The sequence below is a fragment of the Halalkalibacter sp. HAAS-P013 genome (assembly GCF_056619925.1).
Genome location: NZ_JBWQTU010000012.1, coordinates 107,752 through 133,606, shown reverse-complemented (window position 1 = coordinate 133,606; position 25,855 = coordinate 107,752). Strand labels below are relative to the sequence as shown.

General features: G+C 39.4%; 23 protein-coding genes. 17 read left to right on the top strand and 6 right to left on the bottom strand.

What is annotated here, in order from left to right; translation table 11 throughout:
• The first annotated feature begins 5 nt into the window (after nt 1–5).
• On the top strand, nt 6–695 hold the full coding sequence (locus tag AC1FXP_RS16475) for a DUF4956 domain-containing protein (protein ID WP_480063104.1): 690 nt from the start codon (nt 6–8) through the stop codon (nt 693–695).
• A 696-nt stretch (nt 696–1,391) separates the two neighbouring features.
• Here the strand turns inward: AC1FXP_RS16475 and AC1FXP_RS16470 are convergent.
• Nucleotides 1,392–3,389 carry an acyltransferase family protein gene (locus AC1FXP_RS16470; RefSeq protein WP_480063103.1) on the bottom strand — a complete coding sequence of 666 codons (1,998 nt, stop codon included), beginning with the start codon at nt 3,387–3,389 and terminating at the stop codon, nt 1,392–1,394.
• Between the two features lie 311 nt (nt 3,390–3,700).
• Nucleotides 3,701–4,525 carry a tetratricopeptide repeat protein gene (locus AC1FXP_RS16465; protein WP_480063102.1) on the bottom strand — a complete coding sequence of 275 codons (825 nt, stop codon included), beginning with the start codon at nt 4,523–4,525 and terminating at the stop codon, nt 3,701–3,703.
• A 229-nt stretch (nt 4,526–4,754) separates the two neighbouring features.
• On the opposite strand from AC1FXP_RS16465, the gene AC1FXP_RS16460 reads away from it, so the two are divergent.
• From AC1FXP_RS16460 to AC1FXP_RS16420, 9 genes are all read left to right on the top strand, one after another.
• Nucleotides 4,755–6,173, top strand: coding sequence for an N-acetylmuramoyl-L-alanine amidase (locus AC1FXP_RS16460; RefSeq protein WP_480063101.1), 1,419 nt, complete (start codon nt 4,755–4,757; stop codon nt 6,171–6,173).
• 178 nt (nt 6,174–6,351) lie between these two features.
• Nucleotides 6,352–7,236 (top strand): UTP--glucose-1-phosphate uridylyltransferase GalU, encoded by an 885-nt coding sequence (gene galU, locus AC1FXP_RS16455; protein WP_480063100.1) that lies wholly within the window; start codon nt 6,352–6,354, stop codon nt 7,234–7,236.
• A 10-nt stretch (nt 7,237–7,246) separates the two neighbouring features.
• Entirely contained in the window at nt 7,247–8,389 is a 1,143-nt protein-coding gene (locus AC1FXP_RS16450; protein WP_480063099.1) for a polysaccharide pyruvyl transferase family protein, read from the top strand.
• Nucleotides 8,390–8,405: 16 nt separating this feature from the next.
• Nucleotides 8,406–9,749 (top strand): O-antigen ligase family protein, encoded by a 1,344-nt coding sequence (locus AC1FXP_RS16445; RefSeq protein ID WP_480063098.1) that lies wholly within the window; start codon nt 8,406–8,408, stop codon nt 9,747–9,749.
• On the top strand, nt 9,742–10,860 hold the full coding sequence (locus tag AC1FXP_RS16440) for a glycosyltransferase (protein WP_480063097.1): 1,119 nt from the start codon (nt 9,742–9,744) through the stop codon (nt 10,858–10,860). Before AC1FXP_RS16445 ends, AC1FXP_RS16440 begins: the two co-directional genes overlap by 8 nt.
• Nucleotides 10,847–11,326 carry a PssD/Cps14F family polysaccharide biosynthesis glycosyltransferase gene (pssD, locus tag AC1FXP_RS16435; RefSeq protein ID WP_480063096.1) on the top strand — a complete coding sequence of 160 codons (480 nt, stop codon included), beginning with the start codon at nt 10,847–10,849 and terminating at the stop codon, nt 11,324–11,326. Before AC1FXP_RS16440 ends, pssD begins: the two co-directional genes overlap by 14 nt.
• Entirely contained in the window at nt 11,323–11,802 is a 480-nt protein-coding gene (pssE, locus tag AC1FXP_RS16430; protein ID WP_480063095.1) for a PssE/Cps14G family polysaccharide biosynthesis glycosyltransferase, read from the top strand. The genes pssD and pssE overlap by 4 nt, the downstream gene beginning before the upstream one ends.
• A 12-nt stretch (nt 11,803–11,814) precedes the next feature.
• Entirely contained in the window at nt 11,815–13,371 is a 1,557-nt protein-coding gene (gene murJ / locus AC1FXP_RS16425; RefSeq protein ID WP_480063094.1) for a murein biosynthesis integral membrane protein MurJ, read from the top strand.
• Complete coding sequence (locus tag AC1FXP_RS16420) at nt 13,368–14,663, top strand: UDP-glucose dehydrogenase family protein (RefSeq protein WP_480063093.1); 1,296 nt, start codon at nt 13,368–13,370, stop codon at nt 14,661–14,663. The genes murJ and AC1FXP_RS16420 overlap by 4 nt, the downstream gene beginning before the upstream one ends.
• A gap of 72 nt (nt 14,664–14,735) precedes the next feature.
• Here AC1FXP_RS16420 and AC1FXP_RS16415 read toward each other — a convergent pair whose 3' ends face one another.
• Nucleotides 14,736–16,604 carry a SpoIID/LytB domain-containing protein gene (locus tag AC1FXP_RS16415; RefSeq protein WP_480063092.1) on the bottom strand — a complete coding sequence of 623 codons (1,869 nt, stop codon included), beginning with the start codon at nt 16,602–16,604 and terminating at the stop codon, nt 14,736–14,738.
• Between the two features lie 358 nt (nt 16,605–16,962).
• Between AC1FXP_RS16415 and AC1FXP_RS16410 the strand changes: the two genes are divergently transcribed.
• Nucleotides 16,963–18,027, top strand: a complete 1,065-nt coding sequence (locus tag AC1FXP_RS16410) for a glycosyltransferase family 4 protein (protein WP_480063091.1) — start codon at nt 16,963–16,965, stop codon at nt 18,025–18,027.
• Nucleotides 18,028–18,085: 58 nt separating this feature from the next.
• On the opposite strand, the gene AC1FXP_RS16405 is transcribed toward AC1FXP_RS16410, so the two are convergent.
• From AC1FXP_RS16405 to AC1FXP_RS16395, 3 genes are all read right to left on the bottom strand, one after another.
• A complete protein-coding gene (locus AC1FXP_RS16405; RefSeq protein ID WP_480063090.1) occupies nt 18,086–19,099 on the bottom strand; it encodes an LCP family glycopolymer transferase in 1,014 nt (337 codons plus the stop codon).
• A gap of 438 nt (nt 19,100–19,537) precedes the next feature.
• A complete protein-coding gene (locus AC1FXP_RS16400) occupies nt 19,538–19,942 on the bottom strand; it encodes a secondary thiamine-phosphate synthase enzyme YjbQ (protein ID WP_480063089.1) in 405 nt (134 codons plus the stop codon).
• A 62-nt stretch (nt 19,943–20,004) separates the two neighbouring features.
• Nucleotides 20,005–20,643 (bottom strand): YigZ family protein, encoded by a 639-nt coding sequence (locus AC1FXP_RS16395; RefSeq protein ID WP_480063088.1) that lies wholly within the window; start codon nt 20,641–20,643, stop codon nt 20,005–20,007.
• 248 nt (nt 20,644–20,891) lie between these two features.
• Here AC1FXP_RS16395 and AC1FXP_RS16390 point away from each other — a divergent pair, with 248 nt between their 5' ends.
• The 6 genes from AC1FXP_RS16390 (at nt 20,892) to flgM (ending at nt 25,842) form a co-directional block, all read left to right on the top strand.
• Nucleotides 20,892–22,025, top strand: coding sequence for a sensor histidine kinase (locus AC1FXP_RS16390; protein WP_480063087.1), 1,134 nt, complete (start codon nt 20,892–20,894; stop codon nt 22,023–22,025).
• A gap of 56 nt (nt 22,026–22,081) precedes the next feature.
• Nucleotides 22,082–22,786, top strand: coding sequence for a response regulator (locus AC1FXP_RS16385; RefSeq protein WP_480063187.1), 705 nt, complete (start codon nt 22,082–22,084; stop codon nt 22,784–22,786).
• 161 nt (nt 22,787–22,947) lie between these two features.
• Entirely contained in the window at nt 22,948–24,312 is a 1,365-nt protein-coding gene (locus tag AC1FXP_RS16380) for an ATP-dependent helicase ComFA (protein WP_480063086.1), read from the top strand.
• Entirely contained in the window at nt 24,309–25,007 is a 699-nt protein-coding gene (locus AC1FXP_RS16375) for a ComF family protein (RefSeq protein WP_480063085.1), read from the top strand. The genes AC1FXP_RS16380 and AC1FXP_RS16375 overlap by 4 nt, the downstream gene beginning before the upstream one ends.
• Nucleotides 25,008–25,062: 55 nt before the next feature.
• Entirely contained in the window at nt 25,063–25,503 is a 441-nt protein-coding gene (locus AC1FXP_RS16370) for a TIGR03826 family flagellar region protein (RefSeq protein WP_480063084.1), read from the top strand.
• 78 nt (nt 25,504–25,581) lie between these two features.
• The gene (gene flgM, locus AC1FXP_RS16365; protein WP_480063083.1) at nt 25,582–25,842 is read left to right on the top strand and encodes a flagellar biosynthesis anti-sigma factor FlgM; all 261 of its coding nucleotides are present in this window, start codon (nt 25,582–25,584) and stop codon (nt 25,840–25,842) included.
• Nucleotides 25,843–25,855 lie beyond the last annotated feature (13 nt).

The following is a 25,855-nucleotide window of genomic DNA, read 5'->3' as shown; positions in this document are numbered from 1 at the left end:
ATACGATGAATCAATTGTTTGAAGAACTTCAATTTTTTGCAGATCATACTACACGGTTAGCTGTAATTGAGTCATTTGCAGCCATTATTTTAAGTTTTATTTTAAGCTTACTGATTACATGGGTTTATAAACTCACTCATAAAAAAGGTCAATATTCGCAATCATTTATTCATACAATCATTATTATGTCTGTCGTTGTTTCAGTCATTATGATTGTCATTGGAAATAATATTGCTGTAGCCTTCGGTTTGGTCGGGGCATTCTCAATTATTCGCTTTAGAAGTGCGATGAGTGATCCGAAAGATATTGCATTTATCTTTTTTGGAATGGCAACAGGAATTGCTTGCGGATTAGGCTTTTATATTTTAGCTATTTTATTTGCGATTACGCTGTCTGTTTTAATCTACATTTTATTTATTGTTGATTACGGTAAGAAAGATGTAGAAGAAAAAACACTGAAAGTAACAATTCCAGAGAACTTACACTATGAACAGTTATTTGATGAATTGTTTGATAAATACTTGAAAAGCTATACTATGCAGCAAGTTGAAACGACAAGTCTTGGGACTATGTATCAACTGACATATACGATTACGTTAAAGGAAGGCGTGACAGACAAAGAATTTATGGACGCCATCCGTGAGCATAATGCTAACTTAAAAGTATCCATAATTATGCCGTCGCGCGTGTATTAATACGATGACGAGGCTGGCTCATAGGTCAAAGATAAGACCTTTTGAGCCAGCCTCGTTTTTGTTTTAAAATGCAAAAAAGAGGGGATCGCCTTAACGGGTTCCGTTTCCTATCGCGAAACGTCAATTTGCAAAGGGAAATGCAAACCAAAACGTAATTCTTTTTGCGCAGGTATGAGAATTCATAGGCGGAGAATTTCCTCCTAATGTATATAAAGGAGGTTAAGAAGCGGAGATAAGCGGAGATATTCCCGTTAACTGCTCTAATTAAGGAAAAATCTAAAGATTTTGATAATATAAGCGGAAAAACTCCCCTTATTATTAAGGAAATATGGGTATTTCCCAATTTAGCCGGAATTTCTCCCTTTATTTTTCAAACACAGTGAAATTATCATTCAGTTATAACAGTGCTTAACCAATATTTTCTGTATATCAATTTGCAAGTAAAAATATAGTGTCTTTTTCTGCGGTACACTGGCTATTGTATCCCCGCATTTTAATAGATAAATTGCATTACAAATCCCCCGAAAATAATTATCGAACTCCCTTTATATCAACAAAAATAGACCTTCAAATTCCCATACAATTTGAAGGTCATTTTGCTTTACATTTTTAATGTTTGCGATAGTTAACGGAACCCGTTAGGATCACCTAAGGTCTTTGTTTGACCTTGGGCGATCCCCCTAAATGCAATGGTTCTTATTTATACAGCTTTTCAAAAGCTTCAACCATATATTGCTCTAAAACAGGTCCTAGCGTTTCAGAATATAAAGTGGAAAGGTGATGATTGTCACGGTAAATTAATACATTTCCAATAACAGCCTCACACGTTCCCTCGGGACAGAAATAGTCGGATAGGTCGATAAAGAATACATTGGAAGGAATCCCTTCTGTGTTTTCCCACGGAGGAATGTCGGACAAGGCGTCTTGTCTTGGAACGGAACATTCATCAGGATTTACCTCGACACATAAAGGAATATCATCTGCCATCCTCGGATTATCACGGATGGCGATAACTTCAGTAATGCCTTCGAGCTTTTTCCATTGATTGAGATATCCTGGAGGGACGGTATCGCCTCTATTGACGTTTGCTGTTGTAAATATGAAATCAGGTGGATCTGTTGTTAGTGGATCAAGAACATTTTCATTCCACTCCATACAAGACTCGTTCAGGATTCCATCGAAATCATCATCGGAAAATCTGCAGCCATCTTTATTATAAACATCGATTCTTATATTCAATCTTTCTGACATTTCTTCTAAAGCAGGGAACCAGTGCCCTGAATGGGAACCACCGACAAGAGCAATCGTATAGTCAGGGTTTTCTAGGTTACCATACGAGCAGAGCGTTACCCTAGGGTCATTTAAACCGGAGTAGCAGTTCAACTCTTCTTCATTATAGAAAGTTGGCAAGTGAGCTTTTGCCTGAACGGCATTGGGCAACGGCTCTAACCCAGGGGTTGGTTCAATTCCATAAAAAATCGATTGTGCACCTGGATAATCCTTAATAGAATGGTACCCATCTAAGGATTGGCTATTGGCAACATATACGCTCCAAGCGGTACCGGCGACGAGAACAGGAACCATGAAGCTCACCAAAATGGCTGATAACTTGACCTTTGATTGCTTTACATTCATGTTACGGACTGGTGACTCGATTATTTTTACTGATGCCATTGATAATGCTATTGAAGCAAGGATAATCGCAACCCCGCCAAAGATCGACACAGTCTCAGTCCTAAAGTAATCATAATAGAAAACCAAGATCGGCCAGTGCCATAAATAAATTCCATAGGAAAAGTTCCCTAAGAATGAGAGTGGCTTTGATCCTAGTAACTTCTCCACTCCCAACTTACTGCCCCCCTCAGCTGCGATTATGACTAAAATGACCCCGGTTGTTGGCAATAGCGCAGCATATCCTGGAAAGACGGTTGATACAGGCAAAAGAATTCCGGTTAATAAGATAATCGTTAACCCGAACCAACCTAGTATAAAACTAACTGCTTTATTAAATGAAAGATATGGAATCAGTAGCGCCAATATTCCGCCTAAACTAAATTCCCATACACGAGCGAACGTGTCAAAATACGCCCACGGCTGATTAACTGTCGTAATATACACGGAATAACTAAGTGAAGCTGCAAAAATAGTGAGCAGCACAGCAAGCAATGTCATTCTAGCAGGTGTTTTTAGCACTTTTCTAGCAATAAAAAAGGATACAAGAATAATAAACGGCCATAGTAAATAGAACTGGCCTTGAATCGAGAGAGCCCAATAATGTTGGAATGGACTTGCTTCATTGTTTTGTGCTAAATAATCGACTGCATTGTGGGCCAATTGCCAATTTTGATAATATAACGCTGATGCAAAAAGTTGCGGAATCGTTTCTCCCCATTGTGCATGCGGTAAGAGGAGAATAGCACCAAGGGTTGTTACTAAAATAACGGTAAAGGCAAGGGGGAATAACCTTCTTGCCAAACCTAATATATACTCAAATACGTTGACTGAACCGACTTTCTCCATCTTTGATAATAAAAGAGTGGTAATTAAATACCCTGATACAATAAAGAAAACATCTACTCCACCAGAAACGGAGCCTAACCAAATATGATAAATTGCAACCAGAAGTGCAGCAACTGCTCGTATCCCTTCTAATTCGGGACGGAACCTTCTTTCTGGTGATTTTAAATCGACCATAATATACATCTCCAATTTAATAATTTCATTTAATCAAAAACTCCGTTTGTACTCTGACTAATGCCTATTTGTTATAGTAGTCTCCACTTTTTTTGTCAGTATTAAGATACAAAGTGAAGAAGCAAAGGAGCTAGGGCCCTCTCATCGCTTGTCTATTTTATACTAGCTTCATAGTTTTATCAATGTAGCGGAAGATGGACTTGGAAGCATCATAAACTAGCTGGTTTGAGGAAAGGAGAGGACCCTAAAAAGAAAAGACGGAAATCAAACTGATTTCCGTCTTTGGCTTGCAAGCTCCCTTTTATTATTCTCTAATTCAATTTGGAATCAAAATAACTACGATACATCCCGAACGTATCTGTACCGTATGTCTTTAAAAAATCGGTCGTAGGAGAGTATGTCATCTCTAGGTAAGCTGCTGCTGCTTCGTGTTCTCCCATTTCTTCTAATACGTAACTTAACGTATAGTATAGGGACATATCATCAGGTTCCAAGGCGATTAAGAAAAGATAATTCTCCACGCTTTCTTCGTAATTCCCTTTTACATAATGTGCATTGGCAAGTGCGTGCAATGTTTGCTTATTCGGATCTTCTCCACTAGCGTATAAATCTTCTTCCAATTGTAAAAGTAATTCAACTCCTTGATCGATATCATACTTTGTCTCAATTAGGAGTGAAGCATAATAGGCCACGTTATTTTGTCTTTCTGGCTCACGCTCGTACTGACGTTTAGCTTGGGTAAGTGTATCTTCTACCAATTTAGGAGAGGGATTGTTCGTATTTCTCACGTGAGCTTGCAGTGCTTCGTAATAGCGTTCTGTAAACATTGCTGCTTGTGACTCTTCTTCAGCTAAAAGATAACGTAAATAAATAATAACTTCATTATAATTCCCAGCAGCGATCTCATCTTGCATAATGCTATTTACATTTGTAGTCGATAGTTTCTCGAAGCGGAAACGCTCTGCGAGGGTTTGAACCAATGAATCATTATATTGAAATTGTTCATCGTCATAAGCGTAAAGTTCCGAATCAATACGACGTTCTTCAGCAAGCTTCCTCTCCATATTCATTGTCGAACATGCGGATAAAAAACTGAAAATGAGTATTAAAAAAAGAGAAAAAAGAGTTTTCTTCATTATAATTTACCACCTTATATGAACAGTCTTCTTATTTTAGCTTTTTTTCATACGATTGTGAAGGGAGCGGCAACGGTTTTTAAGTGATTACCACATTTATATAGAGTATACGATCAACAAAATATACGAAAAAAATACTAATTTCGATATTTTTCTAAAATCGCTAGTTTCATAGAATTTTACATGGTATTCTATGATAGAACAAAAAACGACGATGGGAGGCATGTAATTGTTAAAAAGAGGAGTTTCTTTGTCTTTAGTTTTCGGACTCTTGTTCTCCCTATTTTTGTTAGGAACAGGGACGACTGCTTCAGCACAAAGTACGTTTAGTGATGTCCCATCTAGTGCATGGGGACATAAAGAAATCCATTATTTAAAAGATAACGGGATTATTGGAGGCTATCCAAATGGAACATTCCGTCCGAATAACTCGTTAACTCGTGCTCAGGCTTCCGTCATTCTTACAGGAGCTCTTGGTGTAGATGGTCTTAAAGTTAGTAGAGCCACATTTCGAGATGTGAGTCTTTCTTATTGGGCTTCGCCAGAGATCGAGCGTGCTGCTTCAATGGGAGTTTTGACTGGACGCAGTGATGGAAGTTTTTCTCCAGGAGATAACCTTACAAAAGCTCAAGCATCAGCGGTTATTGCCCGTGCCTTTAATTTGAATGGTTCTGGATCTAGCTCTTTTAGTGATGTCAGTTCTGGATATTGGGCTCAAAGAGAAATTAAAGCTTTAGAACAAAATGGCATTGTTGAAACAGGTGGACGCTTTGAACCGGGAAAAAGCATTTCGCGTGCAGAGTTTGCTACATATGTGGCTCGTGCGATGAACACCACCTATCGCTTAGGCGCATCACAGCCGAAACCGGAAAGCGCTCAGTTTACAGGTATGGTTAATGTATCTAGCACATTAAATGTCCGCTCTGGTGCAGGGACGAATCATTCAACAATTGGCAGTTTGAAAAATGGACAAAAAGTTGATGTGTATGAAACGATCGGGTCTTGGTACAAGATTAAGTTTGGCAATGGTTGGGGATTTGTAAGCTCAACGTTTGTCAAAAAGGAATCTAGTAATTCATCGAATAACTCTAACTCCAAGTTATCAAACCGTGTCATTGCGATTGATCCAGGACATGGCGGTCGTGACCCAGGCGCAGTCGGTAACGGTTTGCAGGAAAAGGATATTGTATTAGCTGTTGGCCTTGAGTTAGAAAAGAAGCTTAAAAGTGCTGGTGCGAAGCCAGTTATGACGCGGAGCACAGATGTTTTTGTTGATTTAGATCAACGTGCTAAAATGGCTAACGATGCAAAAGCTGATATTTTTGTAAGTATTCATGTAAACTCAGGACCTTCAGGAGGTCATGGTACAGAAACGTGGATTGGCTCATCGTCTTCATCAAACAGTGAGAGCAGAAAGCTTGCAGAAAAGATTAATAAACGTCTAGTTGATGAATTAGGCACCCGTGATCGTGGAGTGAAAACAGCGAATTTCGCTGTACTTAGTGAAACAAATATGCCAAGTGTTTTAGTTGAACTTGGATTTATTACAAATAGCAATGATGCATCTATCATGAAGCGTTCTAACTTCAACGAAAAAGCCGCAAATGCGATCTACAAAGGTATTGAAGATTATTATTCTAGTAAATAAAGAAGGAGAGTAGCAGAGGGCCTGCTGCTCTTTTTTGTTATAGTAAGATTCCTTCATAGAATGTACATTTTCATATACTTTTACATCATTGAAACGAAGAATTAATCTGCAATGTAGGAATGACTCATGTATAATGTAGAAGGAATCAACTCTGAATGAGAAACGGGAGGGTACCGTCTTGAAAGTAAAAAAAGCGATTATCCCTGCAGCAGGTTTAGGGACGCGGTTCTTACCAGCTACAAAAGCGCAACCGAAGGAAATGTTACCAATCGTTGATAAACCAACGATCCAATATATTGTAGAAGAAGCTGTGAAATCAGGTATTGAGGATATCTTAATCATTACTGGACGTGGGAAGCGAGCGATTGAGGACCACTTTGACAGAATGGTTGAACTTGAGGAAGAGCTAAGAAAAAAAGAAAAAGAAGAGTTACTAAAAACGGTTCAACAAAGTACGGACCTACTCGATATTCACTACATACGTCAGAAGACTCCATCAGGATTAGGGCATGCTGTCTATTGTGCGCGTAAGTTTATTGGCGATGAGCCTTTTGCTGTCTTGTTAGGTGATGACATTGTTAAGTCAGAAGAAACTCCGTGCTTGCAGCAAATGATGGAGTTATATGAGAAATATGAAAGCCCAATTATAGGGGTACAAGAAGTTTCCGATCATGAAGTGGAACGTTATGGGATTGTAGATTGCAAGCCTTATGGCAAAGGGGTTCATAAGGTGAAGAGACTTGTAGAGAAGCCATCGAAGGCAGAAGCCCCGTCAAACATTGCCATCATGGGCCGCTATATCCTTACCCCAGATATTTTTGACGTTCTTGAAAGTACGGCACCTGGAAAGGGCAAGGAAATCCAGCTGACAGATGCCTTGCAGGCATTAAGTCAACAGCGTGATGTACTTGCCTATGAGTTCCACGGGACCCGTTTTGATGTTGGGGAAAAGCTAGGATTTATCCAGACGACGATTGAATTTGCCCTTGATCGAGCAGACTTAAAGGATGAGATGGAAATATATTTAAAGGATCTTGTTGAAAAACGATTCACAGGAAAGTAGGACGTAGAACATGAAAGTTGGAATTATTGGGAATTACGGAAATAACAACAATGGAGATGAAGCGATCTTAACGGGAATTTTGAATCAAGTAACCGAACATCTCCATGTGAAGAAAGAGGACATTGTAGTCTTCAGTAATAATCCTGAGAATACGGTCGAGCGTTACGGCATTACAGCGAAACCTCTCATCCACAAAAAGGGGAGTATCTTGAAATCAGGGACAACAACGATTCGGGCGAGTTACCGTGTGATGAAAGAGCTCGATCTGCTTATTATCGGAGGCGGCGGATTGTTAATGGATATGTATAAGCGGGATGCGCCGCTTTATAGCACTCTTGGTCTAACAGGTAAGCGTGCAGGATGTAAGGTTGTGGTATATGGAGTTGGCGCGGGTCCACTGAACACAGCGATTGGGAAGTTTTTTATTAAACGATTAACAAATGCGGCAGAATCTGTCTCTGTTAGGGATAAAGACTCGCAAAAATTGTTACAGTCAGTTGGAGTAAAAACGCCTGTATCTGTCATTGGAGATCCTGCATTTTCTGTACCAGCGGAAAAAATTCATACGCATTCTGATACGATTAAAAAGGTAGGAGTGACTGCTGTTCCTTACTTCAGTGATCAATATTGGCCGACTGCAGATCTTGTAAAGTACAATTCCTATGTAGAGGGGATGGCTGCTGGACTTGACCAATTGATTGATGGCAAAGGGGTAGAGGTTACTTTCTTTTCGACGAAATTTCCAGAAGATGTTCAAGTGACAAAGGATATTTTTGCGAAAATGAAACATCAAGAAAAGACAGCATTACTTGAAGACAATCTTCATCCAACAGAAATTGTTCGGATTAGTGCGGAGCAGGATTTAATTATTGGAACAAGACTTCATTCGCTTATCCTATCTGTTGTCGCACAGACACCTGTTATTGGGATCGGCTATCATCATAAAGTAGAGGATTTTATGAAAGTGATTGGCATGCCTACATCGGGAATTCCGATTAACAAAGTCACTCCTAACTCAACAGCGATTGTTGATGTTTTTCATGGAATTAGTGAGAATTGGGATTCGGTTCAACATGCGTACGTGAAGGTATCAGACCAATTAAAACAAGAAGCGTTAAAAGGTTTGAAACAGCTAGAATTAGATAAAAAGTGAATGGTGTGAATTTTTTATGATAGAGAAATATTTACCGGTGGAACGAACGAATCGGATCCTCTTGGTAGCTACCGTCTTGCTTGTTATTTGGACATCGATTGAACTACAGTTTACAAGGATTTGGGGGAACTTACTTCCAGGGATCGTCCGAATGGCCATTTCCTATACGGGGGAGATGCTCCTTGTTGCCATGGCTCTTATTGTGATTATCCATCCTCAAATTGGTCGGAGACATTTACTAACGAAATTGAAAAATCCGATTAACGGGAGTTTAATCCTCTTTATGAGTTTTGCATTATTTAGTATGTTCGTGAACAATGTTCCGTTTACTCAAGGTGTCTTTGGAGTCCGTGCATTGTTTCAATATGCCATTTTGTTTTTTATCTTGCTTGCCTTGGACATTCCGGCTAGCTGGGTGAAAAAAATGTTTCATTTAATTATTGGTTTGGCTATTTTTCAATCAATTATTGGCTTTGTTCAAATTGCCTTACTGATTCCACTACCGTTACGAGATGTTTCACAAAGAAGAAGCATTGCGATTGGGGAAGAAGTTCGTGCATTTGGATTAATGGACTCAAGTAATACACTTGCTGGGTTTTTAGTTGCTGTGCTTTTGCTTGTCGCTCTCTACGTATTTGTTTATCGACAAGAGCTCTCTACAAAGAAAAAGACGATTTATTTGGTGATCGTTGCGGTGTTATTAACGGCAATTGCTCTGACGTTTTCACGTCAAGCCTTTTTAGCGTTAATAGGCTGCTTTGCTATAATTGGTATTATCAATCGAAAAAACAATGCATTTCGTATTCTATTAAAGGTTGCTATCGGACTCATTATTTTATTTATCGTAGGATACGGTCTTGCTCTTGCTTTTCTTGAAGGGTTTGCTCAGCGGAATTTATATACGTTAGATTTAACGAAAAACTACCGTTTCCTTATTATATTAAGTGGGTTAGAAGTGTTTATGTTTAATCCAATTGCTGGGGTCGGTCCAGGGATGTTTGGGAGTAATGCTGCGTTTGTCTTTAACTCACCCTTTCACCAATTTATGCATGAAGGGCTTCCGAGTACGATGCGTACAGTAGATAACAATGCGTTGTATGTTCTTGTTGAATACGGCATTATTGGAGTTATTCTACTCGGTTATTTCTTGTTTAAAGTGTTAAAGGAGATGACCCTGTTTGCTGAACGAAATCAATTGATTTATAAATGGGTAGGTTTATTTGTTGTTACATTTGGAATTGCCTTTGTCATTATGGGGTTATTGTCTACAGCCTGGGAAAATCACCAAATCGCACTATGGTTTTGGCTCTTCTTAGGAATCGGGATGAACTGGCATATGAAGGAGAAAGAAAATGAATAAACAAAAGCGGGTACTTGTTTTAAGTAACATGTACCCTGGTGCAAAAAGTTCAACGTTTGGCATTTTTGTAAAAAATCAAGTTCAGGCATTAAGAGAACATGGGGCGAAAGTTGACGTTGTTGCTGTATCTGATCCAGATATGAACAAGCCCAACGTGTTAAAAAAGTATCTAAAATGGGCAACGGAGACCGTGTTTTCCTTACTATTTAAAGGAAGGCGCTATGATGTTGTCCACGCTCATTACGTCTTTCCTACGGGAATGCTTGCCCTCTTCTTTAAAAAATGGTTCAAAACAAGAATGGTTGTGACGGCTCATGGTGGAGATATTAACCGGATGGCTAAGAAAAGTCAGCGAATTAAGCAATGGACGTCAAAAATATTAAAAGAGGCTGACCACGTTATTACGGTAGGGCATGATTTATATCGTGAAATTCATGAAGAGTATCATATCCCAGAAGAGAAACTTTCGGTCATTAATATGGGTGTCAATTTAACGGTTTTTCAACCACATGATGTTAGTGAGGCCCGTCAAGTTCTTGGGATCAATGAGGGTGAAACACCAATTGTTTTTGTTGGTAACATTATAAGAGAAAAAGGGATTCTTGAATTGCTTGAAGCTTATAAAGAGCTGAAGAAAGAGCATGAACATTTATCTCTTTATTTAGTAGGAAATCCTAAGCTTGAATCTTTTAAAGTAGAAGTTGAAGAATATATTAGGCAGCATCAACTAACAGATGTACATCTTTTTCCAGCCGTTCCTCAATCTGAAGTTGCGATATGGATGTCAGCGGCGGATGTGTTCGTCCTTCCGTCCCATATGGAGGGGTTTGGACTTGTTGCAGTGGAAGCAATGGCTTGTGGAACACCAGTTGTTGGAGCGAGGGTAGGTGGACTTCAAACTCTACTAGAAAATGATCATGGGGTTTTAGTTGAAGCGGAAGATCCTAATTCATTAGCAAGCGGTATTAGGAAAGTCATTGAGAATGAGGACTACAAAAAGCAGTTAATTAAGGCTGGAAGAAAAAGAGCGCTAGAAAACGATCAAGAGCTATTAATTGAAAAGGTTTTTGAGATATATGAGAATAAGGTGATCGAAGATGAAAAGAAATAAAAAGAAAAAAGTAATGTTCATCTCCTCGATTGGTGGTCATTTGACACAACTTTTGCAGTTGAAGCCATTATTTGAGAAATATGACTACCATATTGTAACAGAAGAATCGAGTATCACGAGAGAATTAGCAAAGGAATATCCTGTGTCTTTCTTAGTGTATGGAGCTCGTAATTACTTATTTAGTTACTTATTTAAGTTTTCCTTTAATTGTATTAAATCCTTTTTTATTTTTTTAAAGGAAAGGCCAGATGTCATTGTTACAACAGGAACTCATACCGCAGTTCCAATGTGCTATATTGCTAAGTTGTTTGGAAAGAAAGTGGTTTACATTGAAAGCTTTGCTAAAACGACAACTCCAAATCTAGCTGGGCGTATGGTTTATCCAATTGCTGACTTATTTATTGTTCAATGGGAATCGATGAAAAAAGTTTATCCGAAAGCCGTGAATGGGGGGTCTATCTATTGATATTTGTAGTATTAGGAACGCATGAGCTGCCCTTTACGCGATTACTAGAAGAGGTTGAACGTCTGCAGAAGGAAGAAGTAATTTCAGAAGAGGTTGTCGTACAAGTAGGGCATACTCCGTATGAAAGTGAGACAATGAAGCTTATTCCATTTATGAGCTATGCTGATATGGAAGCATACTTTGATCAGGCGAGACTAATCATTACCCATGCAGGCACTGGCTCGATTATTACCGGTGTGAAAAAAGGCAAAACCGTGATTGCGGCTGCACGCTTAGAGAAATACGGAGAACATAATGATGATCATCAAATTGAAATCTCTGAAACGTTCAGCAAGAAAGGTCATATTTTGAGTGTTGTAGAGATGGACGATCTCGAGTCGAAACTCGAAGAAGCAAAAAGCTTTGAGCCCGTTCCATTTGAAAGTGGCAGGGATCGGATGATTGGACTTATTGATGATTTTATTAAATCAATCTAATTTTATTAGGGAATGACGGAAAGAAGTGAACGGAACGTGAAAGGCAGTACGTTATTTAAAATTATTGGAGCGGTAGCCGTGATCAATCTTGGGTCGCGGTTTATCGGTTTTTTACGAGAAGTAGTCATAGGTTATCAGTTCGGAACAACAGATATTGCAGATAGCGTCATTGCGGCCTATACGCTGCCGAACTTCTTTTATGTTGTTCTTGGTGGAGCGATCACGACAGCATTTATCTCGATATTTAGTAAAATGGATGACCCGTTGAAAAGAGAGACGTTTGTAAGCTCCATTTTTACGTGGCTCTCGCTGCTGTTATTGGTGTTTACGGTGTTACTCATGGTATTTTCAGAAGCGGTTATTGGTTTGTTGTTTCAAGGATTTGCAGTTGAAGAAGTCAAATTAACAGCTGACCTCTTTCAAATTATGGCTCCAGCTACGTTGTTTCTTGTCTTGTCGATGTGGTTTACGGGCATATTAAATGTAAATGGAAAGTTCACGTTAGCAACAACGTCCACTTTAGTGATGAATGTGGTGTTTGTGATTATTGCGGTTGTTGCTTTCCCATATATCGGACCGTATGCGCATGCGTATGGTGCAATCGTTAGTGCGATTGCTATGGCGATTATGCTAGTAATTCTATTAAAGAAAGGGAAGTTTGTGCGCTTCCGTTTAAATTTCAAGTTGGATGATGATTTCAAGAAAATGTGGCGCTTAGCCCTCCCAATTATTTTAGGAGGTGCTACCTTACAATTTTATTTTCTGATCCATCGAATTTTCGCATCGGAGTTAGCATCAGGGGCAATTGCCGCATTAAACTATTCATCTAAAATTGTTCAATTGCCGCAAAGTGTGCTAATGACAGCTGTGACAACAGTTATTTATCCACTGCTTGCTAAAAAAGTAGCGGCAAATGAGCAGGATGATATCCAAGCTCTTTACCAAAAAGGGCTGCGAATGATGACGATCATCATTATTCCAGCAACCATTTTTGCTTTCTTTTATGCTGAGGAAATTTTTAGACTTGTATTCGAATATGGAAGTTTCACAAGAGAATCGACGTTAATCGCCGCACCTCTTTTTCAAATACTAGTTATTGCCATGTTTGCTCACTCAGCTAACCTTTATGTGACACGTTTTTTCTATGCAAAGGAAAAATCAGTGCTACCAGTATTATTAGGGACGATTTCGGTTTTTGGAATCAATGTTGTACTTAATCTTTTATTTATCGAACGGTTTGGTGCTGCGGGCTTGGCAGCGGGGACATCCATTAGTGCGATTTGTAACTTCATCATGTTAATTGTTGCAGCAAAATATGTCCTTAAATTAAAATTAATTGGTCCCAAAATCATGAGCACAGCTGTAAAGTTTGCTGTTCTATTCGGGGGGCTAATCGCTGTTCAATTAGCTGTAAAAAGCGTCGTTACGATTGATGTACCGATCGTAACCCTTGCTGTTGGTGGGGTTGCTTCCATTATAGTAGTAGGTTTCATTTTGTACGTAATGCGTTTTCCAGAATATGAAGCGATTCGTACTAAGTTAAAGAAAAAGGTTGTGAAACGAGGATGAAATTAGCTGTTGTAGGAACTGGATATGTAGGACTCGTCTCGGGAACTTGTTTTGCCGAACTTGGAAATACAGTTATTTGTGTTGATAAAATAGATGAAAAAGTTAAAATGTTAAAGCGTGGAGAGATCCCTATTTATGAGCCTGGATTAAAAGAATTAGTGGTTAGTAATCAAGAAAAAGGCCGATTAACATTTAGCACAGACTTGGCTACAGCTGTTGCAGCGTCAGACATTATCTTAATTGCTGTCGGAACTCCTGCTTCAGAAGATGGGTCGGCAAATATGTCCTACGTTTATGCGGTTGCCGAAGAAATTGGAGAAGCGCTTGATTCAAGTTATAAAGTAGTTGTTAATAAATCTACGGTCCCTGTTGGAACAGCAGAGAAGATTGAAGAGATTATTAAAGAAAAGAATGAGAACGCGCAGGTTGATGTATGTTCTGTTCCCGAATTTTTAAGAGAAGGATCAGCTGTTAAGGATACGTTTAACCCTGATCGAATCGTCATTGGGACATCGTCCAAGAAAGCAGAAGAGATGCTCGTTGCCCTACATAAGCCTTTAACAGAAGAGATTGTGGTAACAGACGTCCGTAGTTCAGAGATGATTAAATATGCGTCCAATGCCTTCTTAGCGACAAAGATTTCATTTATTAATGAAATTGCCAACATTTGTGATGCGTATGGAGCCGATGTGAAAGCTGTCGCAAGAGGAATGGGTCTTGATAACCGCATTGGGCCGAAGTTTTTAAATGCTGGACTTGGCTATGGTGGGTCTTGTTTTCCGAAGGATACGAAGGCTATTATTCATTTAGCACAATTAGCAGGATATACACCTGAACTTTTGCAGGCGGTAGAAGGGGTTAATGAACGTCAAAGCTTCCGGATTATTGAACATGTAAAAGGTATTTTCGGAACGGAATTAAGTGGTTTAAAAGCAGCTGTACTTGGCCTTGCCTTTAAACCTGAAACCGATGATATCCGTGATGCGCCAGCTTTGAAAATTATTAATCAGTTACTAGAAATGGGCATGTCCATTAAAGCGTACGATCCAATTGCGGTTGAAAATACGAAAAAAGTACTTGGTGATCGCGTTGTATATGGAGCGAGTGTAGAAGAGACGCTTGAAGGCGCGGATGTAATGATATTGGTAACCGAGTGGAATGAGTTTGTTACGCTTGATCCAGAAATGATCAAGAATAAGCTCAATCGAGCGATCGTTGTCGATGGAAGAAATGTATATGAACCGAAGGCTATGAGAGAGGCTGGATTCATATATCATGGAATTGGAAGATAAAGAAAGACGAAGCTGTGAGTAATCAGCTTCGTCTTTTTGGCTGCATATTTTTTTGAAAGTAACAAATACTACTTATCTAAACGACTCATCAATGGCACGTGTCATAAAACGTGAGAACTGAACGCGATTTGTAGTCTGGTTAGGACGGAATGCGCGATCACCGTGTTCTGTTGTTAAACCGTGATAAGCAATCGTATCAATCTCTTTTAACAGTGATTGATTATACGTATTTCTATTGATGTCAGCATACGTAAACGTTACGCTATCTGGTTTTGTTAGGTTAAAGGCACGAGTTAGAACGGCAGCCATTTGTGCACGTGTTAAGTCCCCACCAGGATTCATTTTTCCGTTGCTGCCTGTCATAATACCGTGATATTCCATCTTTCTGAAAAGATCATAGTATGACTGGTCTTTTGAAATATCGGTAGCTTTCAGATTGTAGCTGCTTGGAGGAGCTGATAAATTCAACTCACGGTCAAGCATTCTTGCCGTTTGTACACGTGTAATGGTTTGGTTTGGTCTGAAGCTACTGTCTGGATAACCAGTAATAACACCACGATTATAAAGGAACATTATTTCTTCAAAACCTGAGAACGTGTTTGTTACGTCAGTGAAAATGTCATTGCGCTCTACATCGAATTTGATGCTATTTAATGATCGACCGCCAAACGCTGAGCGTAAACTATCAGGATTTCCAGACGGCAATGTGACAGTTGACACCTTACCTGTTGTTCTATGTTTTCCTGTCACTTTCACTTCTTGAACAGATTGTGCACTAGTTCTTTTTGTGATGTTTATGTTTTCAACCATAATGTCTTTTGTACCAAAGACAGCTTGAGCAATTGTTTCATTATTTAAAGTGACTTCCCAGTTTCTGTATGCTTGGTCGTATGAATCGTCCACAGCTCTTAAGTAAGGAAGAGTACCTCCCCACACATTTTCGCTGTTTTCTGTATGTCCACCAGAACTAGCATGAAATACAGCGTTAATTACGTTGTTGTTGCTATCTATTGCTACTTTTCCGGCCGTTTGTTTAATTGCATTATCAGATCGTGAATGTTCTGAAGCTAGCCAATTAGAATTTGAATTCGTACGTGTTGCTTTCCCTTTGTACACTTGGTTTGTCACTGTATCAACTAATGTTCCACTTCTTGAATTGAGTTGAACATGTGCATAGGTACGAGCAGCAACAGCTTGTGCTTTTAATGCTTCCATTTCCCATGATGCAAACATCTCATTAGGAACAACACCTCGTAAATATGTTTCTAAACTTAACTCGTTAACAAGAGTTGGGCGGTTCTCACCAACGCCAATAATAAATGATCCACGGTATTGCGCATCAACTGTTGAGCTTCCTTGTGTAACTTGTGAGATAGAAGCAAAGGTATTATCAGAGTTATTCGTCGCTTTAAGCTCGAAGCCTTTTTCTGAAGAGATTTCCTCTCCGTTTACTTTGGCTAATACTTTATTACTATTTTGACTAAATTCAATTTTACCGTTAAACGAAACTTCTTCATCTTTTTCGGCGTTAAATAGTTTGTAATTGCTCGTTGGTTCAATCGTAAAAGTTTCAGAAGGAGTTAACCGAATTTTAACATCACGATCGTCTCTTGTACTAAGTTTAATTCCTTGGTAATAATGTTTTAAAATTTGTTCATGACTTTTACCTGCTTTAGCCATGCCTTGTGCACCGTATTGGCTCATACCGATACGATGACCAAACCCATCACCAGTAAATGTAAACGTAGCACCACTATTTGAAGATGAAGCTTGAACAACTTCAACTGGATCAACATATTCAACACGTTCAATTGGTTCGCCGTCAATAATTGGATATGTTTCTACGTTGTCTTCAATGTCATCAGCTAAAGCCAATCTACTACCGGAAAAAGCGACAATAGCTAATAAAAGAAGGATAAAAAGGGAACGTAATCGTTGCATAAATAAACTCCTAACTTATTAAATGTTTTGCTAAACTACTAGATCTTGCTCGTGATTATGAGTTAAATTATTAAATTTCGACCTCCTCTTACAAAATCTTTAGTTTTATTATAACAAAATGTTACATGTTTCATAGAGTTAACGATTGGAAAGTGTAAAAAAGGTAAATTTACACATCTATATTGTGTGAAATTGTGTCAATCTGCATAAAATGAAAAGTTTTTGATTCCGCTTTACAATCTTTATGGTACAATCCATTATGGGGAAATTGCTTTGGTATAAAAAGATACAAATTAAGTTCTTAAAAATGAAATAAAAGTGATGATACTGGAGAAGGTAAGAAATAAGGAGGGTAATTATGCTTGCTCTTGCTTTAATCATATGCTTTATCGTGACGGTGCTTATTACACCGCTAGTAAAGCGTTTTGCAATAAAAATTGGTGCAACTGACACACCAAATCACCGCAAAGTACACCAAACGTTAATGGCACGTTTAGGTGGTTTGGCGATATATATTGGATTTCTTGTAGGTTTTGTTCTTTTACAGCCAAATAGTGAATTTACATTGCCTATCTTAATTGGAAGCTTCGTTATTATTGTCACCGGTTTTCTCGATGATATGATAGAGCTTTCGGCTAAATGGAAGCTATTTGGTCAATTGTTGGCAGCGGGTGTGGTCATTTATGGAGGAGTACAAGTTCAATTTATTAACTTGCCATTTGATGGTCAATTGCAGCTTGGCTGGTTTAGTATCCCGTTAACGTTGTTGTGGATTATTGGGGTAACGAATGCGATTAACTTAATTGACGGGTTAGATGGTCTGGCAGCAGGGGTTTCTTCGATTGTGTTAATTACAATTTCATCATTAGCGATTATGCAAGGGGATCTTTTTGTTGCATCGCTAGGTGTGATCCTGTTAGGAAGTACGTTAGGGTTTCTCATCCATAATTTCAACCCAGCGAAGATTTTCATGGGTGATACTGGAGCTTTATTTTTAGGTTATATGATTTCGGTCATTTCCTTATTAGGGTTTAAGAACGTAACAATGTTTTCACTGTTAATTCCCGTTATTATTTTAGCAATCCCTATTTCGGATACACTATTTGCCATTGTTCGCCGTTTAGTGAACAAGCAACCTTTGTCTTCGCCGGATAAGTCTCATTTGCATCACTGCTTGCTAAGATTAGGGTTTTCACATAAGCAGACAGTATTAGCCATTTATGCGATGACAGCGTTCTTTGGGCTAGCAGCTGTAATGTTGACGATGTCAACGTTATGGATATCAATGATTATTATGTGTGTGATTATTATTGCAATCCAGCTGATTGTGGAGCGTGTAGGGTTGGTAAGTCAAGACTACCGACCGATGTTAAAGTTTTTGAGAAGATTTAGTGCAAAACGACCGTTAAAATATGAAAAATGACTAGGTTAACGTAACCTAGTCATTTTTTTGTGTCATCATAAAACAAATGACTCAGAAATTATTCTGAGTCATTTTCATTATATTCTGTTTCGTATTGAGGTTCCGCTTCCTTCAACCCCAGGTGAACTTGGAAAATCTCTGATAGCTCGTTTACTGATTGATCATGAAGCTGATAATAGTAAATACCATTTATACGTGCGTCGCTTCCTGCTAACGATAAAGATTCAATGTCATTTAGACCACTAGCATAAGAGTGAAGAGCAATGATGTTTCCAAAGCTTAAGTTTGTACTCATATGGTCTTCCACACTTTGCATCACATCTCCATAGTTTCCAATTGATGAAAGAGATGCTCCTTTATCAATAATTCCTTTGATTACTTGCTGTTGACGTTCACCGCGTCCTAAGTCTCCGCGTGGATCTTTCTTACGCATCCGTGTAAATGCTAATGCTTCTTCTCCGTTTAACGTATGTCTTCCTTCGAATAAAGTAATGCTCTCTTTGTTGTTTTGACTGTCCATCTCACTGAACGTAAATGGTACATCAACCTCAACACCACCAAGCGCATCAATAATTTCAACAAACGCGACAAAGTTTAATTTTACGAAATAGTCAACTGGAATATCAAATAAATGCTCTACTGTTTCAATTGTTAGATCGAGCCCCCCATATGAATGGGCATGGTTAATTTTATCGTGATTCAACCTGCCTGGTATTTCAACATAGGAATCACGCGGAATGTTTAAAAGCTTAATCGTACCTAGCTCTTTGTTGAAAGTTGCAAGAAGCATGGCATCTGTTCGCCCTCTTAAATCGCCATCACGATCGTCAACTCCAAGTATCAATACAGAAATGTTATCCTTGGATGGATCAACGGCGACCTCTCTACGCTCCGACTTTTCACCACGGTCAAGTTCTAACTGAGTGTTGGCTGTTACATTAGAGAGCTGATAAATGAAATAACTTACTGCAGCTCCAAGCCCCAATAGACTCACAAGACTAATAACCATAATGATACGAAATATATTTTTTTTCTTTCTTCTTTTGCGGCGCCTAGACTTTATTTGCGTCATACGCAATACCTCACTTTTACTAATAATGTATTACTTCTTTCAACTATATAGTCCAAAAGGGATAAACCCAAAAATAAGACAATATTCTACACTTATTTCATAGTAACGAAAAAAAGTAGATTAGTAAATAAGAAGATTGAGGGAAAACATGTAGGAGTTTCATAGGGGGGAAGGGGGGCTGACCCGCTGTGCGGTGCTGCAGTGAAGAAGTGCAGAGGGGTCTGACCCCGGAAGCATAACTTCAGCTGCCTAGCTGGATTTATTCATATTCCGGCAGTCATGAGCTGGCAGTTACGAACATGCAGCTTCCAAGCATGTCACTGCAAGAACTAACAAGAGGAGTAACACTCATACTCCATGCATAACGGAATAAAAAAGGAGAATTAAGGCCTAAATAAGCCTTCAATCCTCCTCCGGGGTAACGCGATAAGTGCACTCTTATCCTTCCAACACCTTCAAAAATACCTTCCGGTGACGCGGGCCATCAAACTCGCAGAAATACACCCCTTGCCATGTCCCTAGCACAAGCCGGCCTCCAGAAATCACAATCGACTGGGCATGTCCAACCGTACTCGTCTTCATATGTGCAGCGGTATTGCCTTCCATATGGAGGTCCTTATCATGATGCCATGGATAGATCTCGTCAAATCGTCTAAGCATGTCTGTCTTTACATCAGGGTCAGCATTCTCATTTACAGTAATGCCGGCAGTCGTGTGAAGGGAAGACACAATAACAATCCCGTTTTTCACCCCAACCGAGCGCACCCAGTCATTAATTTCACTAGTAATATCAATCATCTGATCACGAGAGTTTGTTTTCAGTTGCAATGTTATTTCAGCCATAAGTAATCTCCTTTCTCTACATAAGTACCTATACCCCATTAGGGTAGGGCCCAGACCCCTCTTTACTCCACTAAAGTCTCCAAATACGTTTCTTCGCCTTGGTGAATCTTCGCTTGGCCGTTTGTAATGTTTGTCATCCATTCTTCAAACGCCTCAAGGTCAGCAACCTCGACATACGTCTGGACATCAACTTGTTCCAAGTATTCAGTGCCTTTCATTTGATAAGGTGATTCTCTTAACGCGTGTTCAACTTTTCCGAGCCAGTGGTAGTCCACTTCTGTATGAACGACTTTCACCAGTGAACGCTTGACGACACCAACGGCATTGAGCCCCTCGCTGACTGCACCACCGTACGCGCGGATCAATCCGCCAGCACCAAGTTTGATCCCGCCAAAATAACGGGTAACAACGACGACTGTATCCTTCAGCCCACGCTTTTTTAATACCTCAAGCATCGGCACACCTGCTGTACCACTAGGCTCGCCGTCGTCATTGGCTTTTTGGATTTCGTCGCGTTCGCCGATCATATAGGCAGAGCAATTATGATTTGCATTCCAGTGTTCTTTTTTAATCCGGTCGATAAATGCTTGAGCGTCTTTTTCTGTTTCAACACGATCAAAAAACGCAATAAAGCGTGACTTTTGAATGACGATTTCATGTTGACCGGGTCCTTTTACCGTTTGATAGGTTGCTAGAGCCATAACTTATTCCCCCTTCTTTTTTCATAGTTTTACAAAACTGAGCAATCATTATGTAATAAAGCTATGGTACGATAGGCTTGTTGCAGGAAGTGTCCCAACCTCAAATACCTAATCCTTCCTTACTAAAAATAGCGCCCAAAAAAAGATTTATGCGTTATTTCGTTGAAGATGTTGTAAAATAAGGATATCGAATTCTTTTTTACATAGCAACTGGATCGCTTTATCTTCAACTAAGGGTTGGTGTTGGAATGACAGACACAAAAATTTTGGACAAGATTATAGATCAGACGTTAGATACAGTAGGCCAAAGTCGTGAACAAATTTTTGAAATTGAGGAACATTCAAGGCTCGAACAACAAGCGCTTGAAAAAGAGTTAGAAGAAGTCCGAATGAAAGTAACAGAAGTAATCGAAAAAACGGACAAGACACAAGTGTACGCCCGACTTGCACGCAGCCGATTAGTTGAAGTTAGTAAAGCCTTCGATAAATTTACAAATGAGGAAGTTCGCATTGCCTATGAAAAAGCGAATAACTTTCAGGTGCAACTAGCTGTTTTAAAACAGGAAGAAATTCAATTACGGGATAAACGTGACCAAATTGAACGAAGGCTGATTAATTTGAAGGATACGGTCATGCGAGCAGAACAACTTTCTGGGCAAATGTCTATCGTTTACAAATTCCTATCTAGTGACATTAAGCAAATTACTGATGTTATCGAGGATGCGCGCGAAAAGCAAGCATTTGGATTGAAAATCATTGAGGCTCAGGAGGATGAGCGGAAAAAGATTTCACGAGAAATCCATGATGGGCCTGCCCAAATGATGGCTAATGTAATGCTGCGTTCTGAGCTAATTGAACGAATTTATCAAGAAAAAGGAATAGATGAAGCGCTGACCGAGATTAGAGACATGCGAAAAATGGTAAAATTCTCACTTGCGGAAGTGAGAAGGATTATTTACGATTTGAGACCGATGGCGCTTGATGACCTCGGATTAATTCCTACTTTAAAAAAGTATTTGAGAACATTTGAAGAGCATAATCAAGTATCTGTAGTGTTTCAACATTTCGGTAAAGAAGAGCGGCTGCCTCAACAATTAGAAATTGCCTTATTTCGTCTCGTACAAGAATCGGTACAAAATGCCTATAAGCATGCCGAACCGACGGAGATTCAAGTGAAAATTGAAATCAAGACAAACAAGGTTATAATGATAATTAAAGATGATGGCAAAGGCTTTGATCCTGCTCAGAAAAAGGAAGGATCATTTGGATTAATCGGAATGAAAGAAAGAGTGAACATGCTAAAAGGTGAGATGAAGATTCAATCAGAATTAAAGGTTGGAACGATTGTCATCATTGGCATCCCATTGAACTCTGCAAAGTAACACACGATAAAAAATATGTAACTAGTAAAAAACATGTCAGCGGAGAGGTGAAAATGATGAGTGAAGTCAAAGAGAAAATTAAAATCGTCATCATTGATGACCATCAGTTATTTCGTGAGGGAGTCAAGCGAATTCTAGCGATGGAACCTGAATTTGATATTGTGGCAGATGGTCAAGACGGCTCACAAGCTATTGAACTAGTAAAAATCCATCGTCCTGATGTCATTCTTATGGATATAAATATGCCACAAGTGAACGGAGTAGAAGCAACAAAAGAACTCATTCAAACGTTCCCAAATGCTAAGGTGTTAATTCTATCAATACATGATGATGAGTCGTATGTGACTCATGTATTAAAGACAGGGGCATCTGGATACTTATTAAAAGAAATGGATGCATCAGCACTAATTGAAGCGGTAAAAATTGTTGCTTCTGGTGGAGCGTACATTCATCCAAAGGTTACACATAACTTAATTAATGAATACCGCAGGCTTGCAACTGAAGATGACCTTCATGAAGAGTCGATTGGCTTCCGCGAAGTCGAATATCGCAAACCATTACATATTCTCACTCGTCGTGAATGTGAAGTGCTGCAACTAATGACAGACGGGCAAAGCAATCGTGCCATCGGGGAAACGTTATTCATTAGTGAAAAAACGGTCAAAAACCACGTTAGCAATATTTTACAAAAGATGAGTGTAAATGACCGAACCCAAGCTGTAGTTGAGGCAATAAAAAAAGGATATGTGATTGTTAGGTAATGATGAAGAGAGAGATAGTAGGCGCTGCTTTCTCTCTTTTCGCTTAAAAGAAAAGCGCAAACACAAGGGGGCTGTCCCAAAAGTGTGGAACGGAGCCATTGCCATCTCTGCTCCTGCTTTGAGACAGCTCTTCTTTATAAAAAATGAATAGAGGTGCTCCAGTGAAATTCTCCCCACAAATCGAATCACTTGCTCATTTCCTCGTAGGAAAACGACTCCTTCTCTCGGAAATTCCCTTCCGAAAAGATGTTATTACGAAAGCGATTGAACAAAACGATATAGAAAAAGTGATTGGTTTACAAAGAAATGGAAGTCATCTTAAATGCCAGCGGTGCGGCAATCAAGATCGTTCCTTGTTTGGAATTCATCATTGTGCCCGTTGTGAGCAAAACTGTTCGTATTGCCGTCATTGTTTGCAGCTTGGAAAAGTCAGTAGCTGTCAACACTTGTACTCGTGGATAGGACCACCAATCTCTCACGGCAATCTACAAGATACGCTAAAATGGCAAGGAGAATTGTCTCCTGGACAAAAACTAGCATCCGAATCGGTCATTCAAGCCATTATCGGCCAGACAGAATTACTCGTTTGGGCCATATGTGGTGCAGGAAAAACGGAGGTGCTGTTTCACGGATTAGAAAGAGCTTTTTCCACAGGAAAGCGTGTCCTCATTGCCACCCCACGTACGGATGTTGTAAAAGAACTGTATCCCCGCATCCAAGCGAGTTTCACGCAAGTCTCCATCACTGCCTTGTACGGCGGTAGCAAAGATCGGCATTCGAATGCACAACTCGTTCTCGCTACAACTCACCAAACGATGCGCTTTTACAAAGCGTTTGATGTCGTCATTGTCGATGAAGTCGATGCCTTTCCGTTTTCATATGATGAAAGTCTTCAATATGCTGTTGATCAAGCGAAAAAACCAACCTCAACAACGATCCTCCTAAGTGCAACCCCATCAGCCCAATTACTCAAAAAACGTTCCCTCAACATTGTCAAAATTCCAAAGAGATATCACGGTTTTCCTCTCCCTGTTCCTCGATTTCAATGGATAGGTAATTGGAAAAAGCAAGTCAAAAAGAGTCAATTGCCACCTAAGCTACATCACTGGATCCAAACGTATCTCTCTAAGAAAAAACCACTTCTCCTCTTTGTCCCTTCTGTATCCACCCTTGCAACGATTTCGCAAATCTTGATAGAAAACTCCATTGAACATGCTTCTGTTCATGCGGCTGACCCTAATCGTCACGAAGCAGTACAAGCATTCCGACGCAAAAACATATCACTAATGGTAACGACAACAATCCTTGAACGCGGAGTAACATTTCCTGATGTACAAGTGGCGGTACTTGGTTCAGAGGATGATGTATTTACAGAAGCAGCACTTGTTCAAATTTCTGGGCGTGTTGGAAGGAAAAAAGAAACACCTACAGGCGATATTGTCTTTTTTCATTACGGAGTAACTAAGGCGATGCGGGCAGCGCAGGCTCATATTGAACAAATGAATCGTGAAGGAGGATTTTCATGAACAGATGCTTAGCTTGTCATGGAACGTATTATGATCAGCCAGGGTGGAGACGGTTGTTGATGATCGAGCAACCATCACAGATTTGCCAAACTTGTGAATCGAAATTAGTTTTGATTAGTGGACGTCGTTGTATAAAATGCTCTCGCTCATTAGACCAGTTATTGCAAACATACAGAAAAGGGGAGCAATGCTTGGACTGCTGGCGCTGGGATCAGCAAGGAGAGACTCTTTGGAAGAATCTCTCCATTTATGAATACAATGACTTTTTAAAAGAATGGTTAGCCACGTTTAAGTTCCGTGGTGATGCGATCATTGCGTCCTATTTCACAAATAAACTAGCCAAAATGTATGAGAAACATTTTCAAGGGTATGTACCAGTACCAATACCATTAAGTAATGAACGTCTTCTTGCCAGAGGGTTCAACCAGTCTAGTTTACTGATGAAAGGATGGGTCGATGCCGTAGAAATGTTAGTAAGAACAGAAGGAGAAAAACAAAGCAAAAAGAACCGCAAACAACGAATTAGACAATTCAAACAAAATCCATTTTCTTTCAAAAGTGGGGGCGATGTAAAAGGAAAAAACATGGTACTTATTGATGATATTTATACAACAGGAACAACTGTGAGACAAGCAGCAAGGGTGTTACAGGAACACGGGGCAACGAAGGTAGCTTCGTTAACGATTGCAAGATAAATCTGACAGTTGTTAAGACATTCGCTATAATGTAAGCAAGAGGAGGGGAAAAGCTATGAAAGATGTAGCGAACTGCGCGAAATGTGGGCAGATTTTTGTAAAAGCACTTCGACCAATTTGTCAGCATTGCTATAAAGAGCAAGAAACGAACTATGAAACGGTTTCAAGATTTATGAGACGACAACAAAATCGAATGGCTTCGATTCGAGAAGTACATAAAAAAACGGAAGTGCCACTAGAGCAGATCCATCAATTTGTTCGTGAAGGGCGCTTACATGTTACTCATTTCCCAAACTTAGGTTATCCGTGTGAATCGTGTGGGGCGATTATTCAACAAGGTAGACTATGTACGACGTGTACCGATCATATTAAAGGTGGCCTTGAGAAACTGAATAAAGAAAAAGAGTTTGAGCAGAAGAAAGAAGAAAGCCTAGCAAAAGAACGTACAGAAGATGTAACGTATCATTCATTAACGGGACGTTTTAATAAAAAGTAGTTAACAATAGTGAAAAACGTGCCGATATAAATGAAAAGAGAATCGTGCGTTTTTAATACTTTCAGTGAGGTGAGAAACATGAAAATCAATCCATACAATTCTATTCATCAAAATCCGTATCGTAAACAAATGGATAAGAGTGAGAAAGCTGCTGGGGTTTCAGCAAAACGAGATAAGCTTGAGATTTCTTCTGAAGCGTTGCAAATGCAAAAAGGTACGAAGATGGAACAAGAGCGAGCTGAGAGAGTGAAAGCATTAAAGCAACAAATTGATGCTGGAGAGTACAAGGTCGATGCAAAGGCTGTGGCCAATAAGTTTTATGACTATTGGAACAAATAGAGTGAAGGGGGAA